Below are 12083 nucleotides of genomic sequence, written 5' to 3'. Positions count from 1 at the left end.
CGAATGAGAAGGCAGATTGGGGGCTCCAAGTGACTGCATTTCACACCGCTCGAGTCTTTCGACCGGATCCCCAGTCGCTTGACCAGCGCGAAGCCCAGCATAGAGCCGTGTTCAGCGCACACCGCGATCCACCGACGACGGTGACAGTGGCAGTCGACGGGGAGGTCGACGCGTCCAACAGCCGCAGTCTCGCCAGCTACGTCGAGCGCCACCTCGCCGGTTCGACCCACGTCGTCCTCGACCTGCGGATGGTCGACTTCTTCGGAACGGCCGGCTTCGCCGCGTTGCACAACATCAACGTGATCTGTGCCGGCGTCGGCGCCACCTGGTCCCTCAAGGCCGGGCGACAGGTGCGCCGCCTTCTGGATATCTGTGATCCCGACGGTGCCCTGCCGCTCGAGAAATCACAGTCAGTGCTCGATGACGTCCATACACGCCCGGGCGATCGCCAGCTCCTCGTCGGTGGGAATCACTAGGACTGTCGTTCGAGACGTCGCGGTCGAGATTCTCCGCGCCGCTTTCTCGGAGCTCGCATTGAGCTGATCGTCGAGCTCGACGCCGAGCGCCGCCATACCCGCAAGGGCGTCGCGTCGAACGGCGGCGTCGTTCTCGCCCACCCCCGCGGTGAAGGTGATGACATCGGCGGAACCGAGCACTGCAAGGTATGCACCGATGTATTTCCGTAGCCGGTGGATGTACACGTCATAGGCGAGCTGCGCCGCTTCGTCACCGGCTTCGATGCGCTGGTGAACCACCCGGAAATCGATCTCGCCGCCGAGGCCGATCATTCCGGCACGGCGGTTGAGCATCGACTCGATGTCGTCGACGCTCATCTTGGCGGTGCGCCACAGATAGGTGATGAGACCCGGGTCGACGTCGCCGGAGCGGGTGCCCATCACCAGGCCCTCCATCGGCGTCAGTCCCATCGACGTCTCCACCGGCCGGCGGCCGACAATCGCCGACGCCGATGCTCCGTTGCCGAGATGCAGCACGATCTGGCGTAGTGAATCCAAGGGTGCGCCGAGAAATGTGGCCGCCTGCTCGCTGACGTACTGGTGCGAGGTGCCGTGGAATCCGTAACGCCGGATATGCCATTGTGCGGCGATGTCGCGGTCGATGGCGTATGTCGACGCTGCCGGCGGTAGGTCGTGAAAGAAAGCGGTGTCGAACACGGCGATGTGCGGCAGGTCGGGAAGCGCCTTGCGGGCCACCTCGATACCCAGTAGTGCGGGTGGGTTGTGCAGCGGCGCAAGCGGAGACAGCTCGGCGATCTTGGCGATCAGTGCCTCGTCGACGAGTGTGGGCTCATACAGGTCCGGTCCACCGTGCACCACCCGGTGCCCCACCGCGACCAGCCCCGCCAGATCGTCTGCCAACTCGTCGAACACCACCTGCAGCGCCGCGGCATGGTCGGGGATCTGGCCTTCCCCGATCCGTTCGACGATGCCGTCGGCGACCATGCATCCCGAATCCGGTTCGACGACAGCATATTTCAGCGACGACGAACCAGAATTCACCACCAGAACGCGACTCACAGCGTCTGCGCCTGAATCGCCGTGATCGCAACGGTGTTGACGATGTCCGCGACGAGTGCGCCGCGCGACAAGTCGTTCACCGGCTTCTTGAGCCCCTGCAACACCGGGCCGATCGCGATCGCACCCGCGCTTCGCTGGACGGCCTTGTACGTGTTGTTGCCGGTATTGAGGTCGGGGAAGATCAGCACCGTGGCGCGTCCGGCGACCTCTGAATCGGGCATCTTCGTCTTGGCCACCGACGGCTCGACCGCCGCGTCGTATTGGATTGGGCCGTCGACCAGCAGGTCCGGTTCCCGTTGCCGCACGAGTTCGGTTGCGGCCCTGACCTTGTCGACCTCCACGCCAGTGCCACTGGTACCGGTCGAATACGACAGCATGGCCACACGAGGCACGATGCCGAACCTGGCCGCCGTCCGCGCAGACGATATCGCGATGTCGGCGAGTTCTTCCGACGTCGGGTCCGGCACGATCGCGCAGTCTCCGTAGGCCAGCACCCGGTCCGCGAGACACATGAGGAAGATGCTGGACACCGTCGACACGTCGGGCAATGTCTTGATGATCTCGAACGATGGCCGCACGGTGTGGGCGGTGGTATGGCGCGAACCCGACACCATGCCGTCCACCATGTCGTTGTGAACCAGCATGGTGCCGAAATACGACACGTCGTGGATGATTTCGCGGGCGTGCTCGAACGTGACACCCTTGTGCTTGCGCAACTCGGCATATTGCTCGGCGAACTTGTCGCACAGCTCGCTGGTCTGAGGATCGATCACCGCTGCCGCAGCCAGGTCGAGTCCGAGTTCGGCTGCGCGCGAACGGATCTCGGATTCCTCGCCGAGGATCGTCAGATCCGCGACCCCGCGCCGCAGCAGCCGCCCCGCGGCGGTGAGGATGCGATCGTCGTCACCCTCGGGCAACACGATGTGCTTGCGGTCGGAGCGTGCCCAGTCCAGCAGCTGGTAGGTGAACATCTGCGGGGTGACCACCGAAGGGATCTCAATGGTCAACTGCGCCAGTAGATCCGCAGTATCGACGTGTGCGTCCATCAGAGCGAGCGCGGTGTCAATTTTGCGTAACGAGGTTGCGGTGACCCGGCCTCGCGCCGACGCCACCCTGCTGGCCGTTTCGAACGTGCCGAACCGTGTGGCGATGATCGGCAGCCGCAGGCCAAGCCCCGACACCAGCGACGCAATGGACGGGTGCAGCTCCAAGCCACCGTTGAGGATGAGGCACGACAGCGACGGGAAGCCCTCCGCGGCGTGTGCGCTCACGACCGCAAGCACGACGTCGGACCGGTCGCCCGCCGTGATCACGGCGACACCTTCATTCAGCCGCTCCAGAACGTGCTCGGCGGTCATGCCCGCCACCAGCACGTGCATCGCCTCACGCGACAGCAGCGCGGGATCGCCCGCGATCACGGTGCCCTCGACGGCGGCCTGCAGCTCGGCCGCCGAAGGTGCGACCAGCAGCGGCTCCTCGGGCAGCACGTAGCACTTCGGGGCGAACGGCTCGAGCGCCGCGGCCATGGCGTCCATCTCGCCGGCGTCACACCGGTTGGCGACCACCGCCGCGGTGTGCGCGTGCTGGGCGCGGATCTCGGCCAGGCACACGTCGACGATTTCGGCGACCTGTGTGGGGCTGCGGTCCTTGGCCTTCACCGCGAGCACGATGGGAGCGCCGAGGTTGGCCGCGATGCGGGCATTCGTCGACAGCTCACTCGGTGCGGCCACATCGGTGTAGTCACTGCCGACGATCAGCACCGCATCGCACTGGTCGGCCACTCGGTGATACCGGTCGACGATGTCGCCGATCGCACTGTCGGGGTCCTCGTGCAACTGCTGGTAACTGACGCCCACACACTCCTCGTACGTCAGTCCGGCCGTCGTCTGCGAAAGCAGGAGCTCCAGGATGTAGTCGCGCTCCTCACCGAGGCGGGTGATAGGGCGGAATACGCCCACCTTGGCGACGGTGGCGGCCAGCCGGTGCAGGATGCCCAGCGCGATCGTGGATTTGCCGGTATCGCCCTCTGGTGACGCAATGTAGATCCCCGAAGTCGGCTCAGCGGGCACTCGTCAAGCCTAGGGCAACTGTTGGCTCGCGGGCGGGCCGGAGTGGCGGCCGAAAATGTGCTAAAAATGCACGTTCGTGCGTGATCTTGATTTCCACCCCCGCGTAGACACACTCCGCTGGTCGGATACCCGCTGCTAGCGCGTTTTAAAATTGACGCATGTGTGATTTAGGTCATACGGCACGGCAAGTACCGGAATTTGCTGATAATGTACGGATCAGCCTAAATGCGTCATCAATACTGTCGTTGCTTAGGCAAAAAGCATAACTGACCGCCCGCGGGGGGCCGTCCCTGAGGTGAATCTTGGAAACGAAGTTCGCTGCTCCCGTGCGCCCAATCGCTCTACCAGAGGAACCACCAGTTCGGCCTTTTGCGGTCACGCAGAGGCACTGGTTCCGTCTCGCGGTTATCGGGATCTTGGCTCTTGCCGCCTATGCATTTGTCCTCGCCGACGTCATCGGCAACGCGCTATCGGGGTCGAGGGCGGCGATCCTGCTGGTCCTGCCCATCCTGATCGGTGTCATTGCCACGGGATACCGGCGAGCACCCGGGGGCGGCGTCAGCGATGCCGAATCGGACTGGATCGTCGCCATCCTCGCGGGGATCGTCGGCTTCACCGGGATTCATCTGTTGCAACAGCGGATGCCGACATTGGCGACGCTGTGGCATTTGGACTCGCTCGGTGTCGTGCTGTGGACCGCGTGCCTTTTCGCCATCATGTTCGGCGTCCGGTACGTCGTGCGGATGTGGCAACTGTGGTTGTTCGTCGTCTGTTGCGTCAGCCCGTTGCCGTTTCTCATGGCAGCGGCGGCGTTCGGCGGTTCCGATACCGCGATCACGCTGCTGACGGCCACCCTCGGCGCTGTGGCGGTGTTCCTCGCAGGGCGCGGCGCACCGCTTGGCCGGCGGGTGTCGGCCACGCTGGTGTGCCTGGTCAGCGCGGGCGTTCTCACGGCGGTGATCGGCGATCACCTCCGACTCTTGGCCACGGTCGTGCTGGTTGCAGGCATCGTGCCGGTCATCGTCACCGCCGTCATGCTGTCGGGTGCGAGAGGGCGACGGGCCACCGCAACCAGCGCACAGATCAACCTGCCTCACCGATCACCGCTGTCACTGCTGACGCTGGCGCTCGTGGCGGGTCTGTTGTTGACGATCAATCAGCCTCGCGCGCACAGCGAGGATCCTTCTGCAGCTGCTGCCGACTGGGCGCAACTCGCCGGTCTCGGTTCGCCGGACACTTTCCCGTTCATCACGAGGTACATGGGTCCCGACGCCACGCTGGTCCGCTATGCCGTACCCGCGAAGGCAGGGATGCCTACAGCAGCCGTCGACGTCATCACCACCAAGCGGGCTTCCGCGCTTCACGACCTCGACAACGTGATCTGGTACCCGACGACAAGGCCGCTCGAATACCGGCCGGTCGCAGACGAATCGATGCCCGCAGGCGCACGCGTCATCCACAGCAACGCCGACGCGACAACGGATGCAGCCGCGGTTGACTGGTACGCCGTCACCTGGGTGTGGGAGGCCGGTGACACCTTCCAACGTGTCACCGTGATCGTCAACCAGAGCCTTGCCAGCGATGCGCCGCCACCACCCCCGGAAGCCCTGTCGTTTCTCGACACATCGATCAGGCCCGTGCTGTGGTTGGCCCGCCAGCAGCCCGACGGCAACGGCCAGGTCGACCCCCTCGTCGTTGAGCGCGCGGACCACGTGATCGACCTGCTCGTGAATTCGTCCGTCACCGAACCCGGGGCGGAAACCAGTGTCTGAGACCCAGGAAGCGGTTGCGCTGCCGGCACACTTATCGGCACGCACGCTTCTGGGCCGCACGTCGTTGATCACCCTCGGCTGCGTAGTGGCGGTCCTCGTGGCCATCGTCATCGTCCTGCCGCACGACGTGCCACCTCTCATCACCGGGCTGATCGCGCTGTTATATCTGTGGTCGACGATCGACCGAAACTATCTGGTGCTCAGGGGTTTGAAGACGTCGTCGATGATCCGCGTGAGCAACGAAGAAGCAATGATGCTCACCGACGATGAACTCCCGGTCTATACCGTGCTGCTGCCTGTGTACGACGAGCCGGCCATCGTTTCCAACCTCATCAACGGGGTGGGCAGGCTCGACTACCCCAGCGACAAACTCGAGATCCTGCTGCTGGTGGAAGAGGACGACATCGCCACGCAGACGGCGCTCTTGGACGCGGATCTGCGGTCCGTGCGGATAGTCCTGGTGCCGCACAGCTTGCCCAAGACCAAGCCCAAGGCGTGCAACTACGGTATGTCCCTGCCAGATCTGAGGGGCGAGCTGGTCACGATCTACGATGCCGAGGACATTCCCGACCCGCTACAGCTCCGTCGCGCGGTTGTCGCCTTCCGGCGTAGCGCACCCGATGTCGGCTGCTTACAAGCGCGGCTCGCGTACTACAACGAGCGGCAGAATCTGCTGACCCGGTGGTTCTCTCTCGAGTACGACCAGTGGTTCGGTGTGGTGCTGCCGGCTGTCGAAGAGTTGCAATGCGTTGTGCCGCTGGGCGGAACGTCCAATCACATGCCGGTGAGGGTGTGGCGTGAGATCGGCGGCTGGGACGAGTTCAACGTCACCGAGGACGCTGATATCGGAGTTCGTCTGGCGCGGCACGGCTACCGGACGCGCATAATCGACTCGATCACGTTGGAAGAAGCCAACTCTGATGTGGTGAACTGGATCCGGCAACGGTCCCGCTGGTACAAGGGCTACCTGCAAACGATCATGGTCCATCTGCGCAACCCGGAAAGGCTGCGCAAGAAGATCGGCATCAAGGCAACTCTGCGTCTGATCAACATGACCGGTGGCGTACCGCTGACCGCCGCCGTCAATCTGCTCTTCTGGTTCATCATGGTGGTGTGGGTACAAGGTAGGCCGGGGTTCGTGGCCGAACTCTTCCCGGCGCTGACCTATTACATCTGCCTGGTGCTGTTCATCGTCGGTGCACCGATGTCGATCTTCGTCGGCCTGATCGCCACGCAAGCACTGGGTAAACCGTATCTGTGGTGGGCCGCGCTCCTCACACCGCTGTACTGGATCCTGCAGTCAGTCGCTGCGCTGAAAGCCTTGTATCAGTTGTTCTTCCGCCCATTCTTCTGGGAGAAGACCGTGCATGGTCTCACCCATTCGACAGCCTCACCCCAAACCACTGGAGGAAACTAATGCGCACGATCGTGCGGGCGCTCATCGTGCCACTCGCGTTGACCGGCGCTGTCGTCGGTCAGACCGTGCCGCCCGCCGGGCCCGTCGCATCCGCGCAGCCGTACGTCAGCCCTGTCGCCGAACCGGCGAACGTGACACCTGCGGTCAGCTGGACGCAGTTGGGGCTGCCCGAGCGGATGGACCTGGTCGGCTCGAACCAGCAGTCCGACACGTCGATCCCGGTGCCCGAAGGCATCGGACCCTCGATGCTGACCGGCCAGATCGGGTCGGTCGTCAACGTGGTCGAGGGACGCGTCGACGTACTGGATGCACGCGGCATAGTGCTGGGCAGCATCCCCGTACCCGTCGGTGTGGCCACGGTGCCGTTCACCGTCGACATCTCGGCCGCACAGGTGACCGAGGGCCGTGCACCGCTGAGTTTCATTCTGCGCGAGAACAACCCGCCGTCGAACAGCTGCACCGTGCTGCCGTCACTGTCGCTGAGCCAGCTCATGACCACGTTCTCCGGCCCGACCCCCGACCCCTCGACGGTGGCGGGCTTCCTGCCCGGCTACCTCGACCAGATCCTGATCAACGTCGGCCCGCATCCCAGTGGCAGCCAGCAACAGGCCGCCCTCAATCTGGTGGCCGCACTCACCCACGTGTACCGCCCGATGCCCGTGCGTATCAACGTCACCACGGCGGCCAACACACCACTGGCGGGCGGCGCATCGAGCCGCGTGATCGACATCCGAGACGGCCAGCAAGCCGGAATCTCCGTCGAGAACCCCGGAACCCCGAACGCGTTGCTGGCGATTACCGGCGTCGGCGACGAGTTGATGCAACAGGTCGACCTGATGGCAGACCGACGGATCGGACTCGCTCAAACCGATTCGGCAATAGTGCTTTCCGCGCGCACCGAAGTGGCTCAATCAACCAACATCAAGACCTTCGGTCAGCTCGGGATGACGGGTTCGACGTCCGCACTGGGCACCAGCACGCTCTACGCAGGCTTCGACGTCAGCTCATTCGGAGTGGGCCCCATCACCAGCGCCACGGTCCACTTGAAGGCCAAGTACACCCCGGTCGTCGGTGGGGAGGGCTCCATTCTCATCCGTTCCGGCTCGACGGTGGTCGCCACCCACACGCTAGACAGCTCCGGTGTTCTCGACGTGACCGGCGACATCCCCGCGGAATCGATCACCTCGAATGTCGGTATGGCGATGGAGATTCGCTACGTCCCGCGCCAGGAGTGCGCGCCGATGAACGATCGGGTGACCTTCACCCTCGATCCCACATCGACAGTGGCCGTCGAACCCGGTACGCACAATCGGGGCGGGTTCCCGGTTCTGCCGATGGCGTTCACCCCGGAGTTCGATGTCGCCATCGACACCTCCGAGCATCTGCCCTATGCCGCACAGGCGATCAACCTGATGGGACAGCAGACCGCAGTCACGCTGCGGCCGCGTCTGACCGAGTTCGCGGAGGCCGCCGCGTCGGGTACCCCGCTGCTCGCTGTCACAGGTAGTGACGAACTGGCCAAGGCCAAGATGAACGCGCCGCTGCTGCCCGGGGATAAGAACAACGTCGAGGTCAACGGAACCACCGCCACCGACGTCGATCTCAAGGGCGCGCTCGGTGTGGTCCAGGCGTTCACTGACAAGGGACGCACCGTGCTTGCCGTATCCGGCAGCGGCGACTGGTCACTGGTGGACACCAGCTTCGACTACATCCGCTCCCTGCCAAATAGGTGGGCCACGCTTTCCGGCGACGTGGTCGCCACCGGCGCCGCGGGCGAAACGGTGAACCTCACTGTTCGCGAGGGCGGCGGACTGGTTAACGAGTACCCCGGCGACCCCTGGAAGTGGTGGGCATGGGCCACGCTGGCGGTTGGCGCTGCAGCGGTGTTCGCGGCCGCGGCATGGGTGGTGTTCCGGCGACGTCGGCGCGTAAAGCAGTGACACCATGACCGTACCTGCAAAGCGTTGGGGCGTAGCTCTTTTCGTCGTTCTCTTCGCGCTGTATTTCACGGTCGGTGCGGTGCTCATACTCCGGTACAACATGTTCGACCCTGACGCGCCCAGCCGGGTCGCGAACGCCGGATACGTCCTCCTGAGTCGCCAGCCTCACCTTTCCGCGATCGGATTCGTCTGGAACCCGCTGCCCAGCCTCATCGAGATCCCCGTGCTGGAATTGAGCAGATGGTTTCCGGAACTGAAGACGCACGGGCTCGCGGGCGTCGCGCAGAGTGCCGTGTTCATGGCAGGCGCGGCGTTGATGATCCGGCGGATCGCACTGGACCGCGGTGTCGGCACGGCCTGGCGCTGGCTGGCGATAGTGTGCTTTGCACTGCAGCCGATGATCATCATCTACGGCGCGTCCGGAATGAGCGAAGCGGCGCAGGTGTTCTGCATCATTTGGTGTGCCCGTCATCTGATGCAGTGGGTGAACAAGAAGCGGGTCGGCGACTTGGCCTGGGCCGGGGCCGCACTGGGCGTCGGCTACCTGGCTCGCTATGAGATCGTGGCCGCCGCCTGCGGCGCGGCTCTGTTGGTCGCCGTGGTCGCGTTCCGGCGTTCCGAGAACACGAACCGCTTGAGCTCGGCGGTCCTGAGCGTTCTCATCGTGCTGTTTCCTCTCATGGCGGCGTTCTCCATATGGGCGTTCACCGGCTGGGTGGTATCCGGCGAGGCGTTCGCCACGCTCACATCGCAGTACGGCAACGGCAGCCAGGTGGCCGCAGCGGTGGAACGCTCGGGCCCCAGTGTCAAAGCCGCGTCCGACGATTGGGTGGTGATCGCGGCACGAATGCTCGGCATGCAGCCGTTCGTAGGGCTCGCGGCAGCGGGTGCGGTTGTGCTGGCCGTGCTGAGCAGGAAGGCCGACGCACTGGTCCCGGTCTTCACGTTCGGACCGATCCTCGCTTTCGCCGCATGGGGCCAGTACTCGTCGACCACGTTCGGCTGGTTCCGCTTCTATCTGCTCGCGGTGCCGCTGGTGATCTGTGTGGCGTTGGCGTGCTGGGAACCCGTCGCCACGGCCGCGCGGGCCGCGCGGCAATGGTGGCGGGCCGACAGTGTCCCGAGTCGGGTCGGGGCGGGACTGTTGTGCGCGTCGCTGACCATCGGACTGCCCGTCACCGTGATCGCGATGTCCAACCCACGAATCGGCAACCAGCAGTTGCAATACGGACTGAAGTCGTTGATCTACCCGGAGGACTACCCGCCGTCTGAACAGTGGTACCGGCGGTTGATGGTCAATGACCGCTCACTGGCGCAGTACTTCGACCGCAAGAATCTGCCCGACGGTTCGGTCCTGATGGACACCTTCAACACCTGGGGTATCTGGCTGGCGTCCGAACGTCCGAAGCAGTTCGTCATCACCAGCGACTACGACTTCACGACCGTGCTGAACCGGCCGTGGGACTTCGGCGTGCAATACATCGTCGCGAGCAATCCGGGGATCTCCAACGCCGACGCCTTGAACATCCGGTATCCGACGCTGTGGGCGGACGGCGCCGGACTCGGCACACTGGTCCACTCCGTCTACGGAGCCACGGGCGACGAGCGGTTCCGCATCTACCGGACCACGGGGCGACCCGCCCCGCCATCCGGCGACTAGACCGGCGGGCCGAGGCTAATTCTCTGCCGGCAGGTTCTTGACAGGTCCTGAAGTTCCATACACTTCGAAAATCTGCTCCCCACACACCGTCCACGCAGGACGCGTTGTGAAGAATGAGAAGTCCTCCTTGCCCAAGCCAATAGCGTGAGCAAAGCTCCAATCCTTTTCGCCAGGGGGAACTCCGACTAGAAACACCTTTCCCCCTTGATCTCGAACCCCGTCGATGCGCTTTGCTATCTCATTCAAGACATCAGCTTTACTCCGGCGCCCGTTTCGGACGGGCCCCTCCGATGGTAGAAGTGCCCACGGGCTGTCTGCAGCGGTGTCCAGCATCCAGTGATAGACAGATATCGTATTACGGTGCGCAAAGTACGGAATAGTGAGGAAATAGCTTTCCCAGCCACTCGTTATCACCAGGTCCGCCGGACCGGTAGCGGCACCAATGCTCTCAGTGACCTGGTATGCACAATTCGGGCGCATCCTCGGCACGACAGAGAATGACAAGGCCAGCGCGGCGACGAGCACGAAGATCCCAAATCCACGTATCAACTGCGTCCGCGTGAAATCCGGTTCGGATTTCACGGAAACCGCCATGCCGATCAGTAGCCACCACGGCACAAGAGCGGGGATCCAGAATGAGGGGTCTGACGCCACCCAATACAGCGCGAATCCGGAATAGACAGCAGCCCACGCAAGAAACACCGCCAGAGTTCGCCTATGGTCATTCCAGATGTACTGTCTTCGCCTCAATATGAGAAAGATCGAATAGAGGAATCCTGCAGATATGGCAACGGTGGACAGCACCATGAGGGCGCGTTGACCGCTCGAAGCTGCGGAAAGCCACGAGGGCCACGATTCCTCCTGCATACCCGGATACCCGCCGAGATTCTTGACTATGGCGATTCCCGCCCTGACCGGTGTCGACAGCGACGGCTTGCCCCATATGCCAACCGAGGACAGGGCGAAATGCCAGTCGAGGAACCCTTGCAGAGTTCTGACCTTGGCAATGATTACGGCGACCATCGTGTACAACACAAGAGACAAACCGCCCGAGACAAACACGAACAACAGCGATTGCCGAATGCGCGACCGCCAGTTCATCTGCGTCGCCATCAAATATCCCACCAGCACCGGAAGCGCCAGCAGGACCCCGGTCTCATAGACGGCGACTGAAACAAAAACCAACGCTCCGAGCAATAGCGGACTAGCGAACCTTGATGCATCGCGGTCGGCGATGATGGCATATAGGACGAACAACGCAAATGCGAGTGGAAGAGTGACGGATTCGGAGTCGGTGCTATATACCCAAACTCCAGCCGAAACCGCGGATATAACCGCCACCCACAAGGACAGAATCTGGGAGTTGGTGACCCTTGCGCCGACCAAGTACATCATTCCGCCGGAGACAGCACCTCCGAGCGCACTGAGAACCTGCAGCGGCAGTAATGCGCCACCATGCCAGCCAGCGAGTTGCCAGGCGTGGTAAAAGCCTCGGCCGATCAGCGGATACATTATGTGGTTGGGCGCCAATAACGCTTCCAGCTCGCCATTCTCGATCAGCATGGCGAACTGAAGGCCGTCACCGAAATAGGTACTGGAGAGTGTGCAAAGGTAGAGCGCGAACAGCGCTGCGGTTAACAGGGTGGCGATCTGGGCGTCCGTAAATCGAGTGCCACGAGCCACGTTTAGT

The 12083-nt window shown here is 63.4% G+C and carries 8 protein-coding genes; 5 read left to right on the top strand and 3 right to left on the bottom strand.

The window, feature by feature from the left end:
• Window positions 1-107: 107 nt before the first annotated feature.
• Window positions 108-476 (top strand): STAS domain-containing protein, encoded by a 369-nt coding sequence (locus tag AB4Z42_RS00635; RefSeq protein ID WP_442007197.1) that lies wholly within the window; start codon window positions 108-110, stop codon window positions 474-476.
• On the opposite strand, the gene AB4Z42_RS00630 is transcribed toward AB4Z42_RS00635, so the two are convergent.
• Together AB4Z42_RS00630 and pta are read right to left on the bottom strand one after the other, a co-directional pair.
• Entirely contained in the window at window positions 411-1535 is a 1125-nt protein-coding gene (locus AB4Z42_RS00630) for an acetate kinase (RefSeq protein ID WP_442007196.1), read from the bottom strand. The genes AB4Z42_RS00635 and AB4Z42_RS00630 overlap by 66 nt on opposite strands.
• Window positions 1532-3604 carry a phosphate acetyltransferase gene (gene pta, locus AB4Z42_RS00625; RefSeq protein ID WP_442007195.1) on the bottom strand — a complete coding sequence of 691 codons (2073 nt, stop codon included), beginning with the start codon at window positions 3602-3604 and terminating at the stop codon, window positions 1532-1534. Before pta ends, AB4Z42_RS00630 begins: the two co-directional genes overlap by 4 nt.
• 416 nt (window positions 3605-4020) lie before the next feature.
• Between pta and AB4Z42_RS00620 the strand changes: the two genes are divergently transcribed.
• The 4 genes from AB4Z42_RS00620 to AB4Z42_RS00605 are packed head-to-tail and all read left to right on the top strand — an operon-like array spanning window position 4021 to window position 10393.
• Window positions 4021-5376: a hypothetical protein gene (locus AB4Z42_RS00620; protein WP_442007194.1), complete on the top strand. Its 1356-nt coding sequence runs from the start codon at window positions 4021-4023 to the stop codon at window positions 5374-5376.
• Complete coding sequence (locus AB4Z42_RS00615; RefSeq protein WP_442007193.1) at window positions 5369-6793, top strand: glycosyltransferase family 2 protein; 1425 nt, start codon at window positions 5369-5371, stop codon at window positions 6791-6793. The genes AB4Z42_RS00620 and AB4Z42_RS00615 overlap by 8 nt, the downstream gene beginning before the upstream one ends.
• On the top strand, window positions 6793-8733 hold the full coding sequence (locus AB4Z42_RS00610; protein ID WP_442007192.1) for a hypothetical protein: 1941 nt from the start codon (window positions 6793-6795) through the stop codon (window positions 8731-8733). Before AB4Z42_RS00615 ends, AB4Z42_RS00610 begins: the two co-directional genes overlap by 1 nt.
• Window positions 8734-8737: 4 nt before the next feature.
• Window positions 8738-10393: an ArnT family glycosyltransferase gene (locus AB4Z42_RS00605; RefSeq protein WP_442007191.1), complete on the top strand. Its 1656-nt coding sequence runs from the start codon at window positions 8738-8740 to the stop codon at window positions 10391-10393.
• Between the two features lie 15 nt (window positions 10394-10408).
• Here the strand turns inward: AB4Z42_RS00605 and AB4Z42_RS00600 are convergent, their stop codons facing one another.
• The gene (locus AB4Z42_RS00600) at window positions 10409-12076 is read right to left on the bottom strand and encodes a hypothetical protein (RefSeq protein ID WP_442007190.1); all 1668 of its coding nucleotides are present in this window, start codon (window positions 12074-12076) and stop codon (window positions 10409-10411) included.
• Between the last annotated feature and the right edge of the window lie 7 nt (window positions 12077-12083).

This window comes from Mycobacterium sp. 2YAF39 (genome assembly GCF_052114565.1).
In the GTDB taxonomy this organism is placed as follows: Bacteria; Actinomycetota; Actinomycetes; order Mycobacteriales; family Mycobacteriaceae; genus Mycobacterium.
This window is presented reverse-complemented; position numbering and strand designations above follow the sequence as displayed.

Excerpts from the sequence above, each read along its gene's own strand:
- AB4Z42_RS00610 (WP_442007192.1), top strand. The coding sequence starts at position 6,793 with ATGCGCACGATCGTGCGGGCGCTCATCGTGCCACTCGCGTTGACCGGC.
- AB4Z42_RS00605 (WP_442007191.1), top strand. The coding sequence starts at position 8,738 with ATGACCGTACCTGCAAAGCGTTGGGGCGTAGCTCTTTTCGTCGTTCTC.